The organism is Pseudomonas sp. HY2-MNA-CIBAN-0224 (genome assembly GCF_040310285.1).
GTDB lineage: Bacteria > Pseudomonadota > Gammaproteobacteria > Pseudomonadales > Pseudomonadaceae > Aquipseudomonas > Aquipseudomonas helleri.
Genome location: NZ_JBEOPQ010000708.1, coordinates 1 through 255, shown reverse-complemented (window position 1 = coordinate 255; position 255 = coordinate 1). Strand labels below are relative to the sequence as shown.

The window sequence follows — 255 nt, the reverse complement described above, 5'->3', positions numbered from 1 at the left end:
GGCGTCATCAAGCCAAAAGTTGTATTCAGCAGCTAAGGCATTGGCTATATCGGAGAAGCTTGCCGTGCCTTTGTCAGCGGCAACGACCAAATACGGGTCGTCTTCGTCATGACGCACCGTATCGGCTGGCGGGACAATTTTTCCATCAACGATATTGTCAGTGATATCGAGCATACCGCGTAGGAATGTCTGATAACAAGCAATCCCTTCAGCTTGGAACGCTTCGCGACCATCTGCCATCGACTTGGTCTTAAC

At 50.2% G+C, this 255-nt stretch carries 1 protein-coding gene; it reads right to left on the bottom strand.

What is annotated here, in order from left to right; all coding sequences use genetic code 11:
* Window positions 1-240 (bottom strand): NAD-glutamate dehydrogenase domain-containing protein (locus AAEZ03_RS28160; protein ID WP_502947983.1); only part of this gene is annotated, 240 nt, incomplete at its 3' end.
* Between the last annotated feature and the right edge of the window lie 15 nt (window positions 241-255).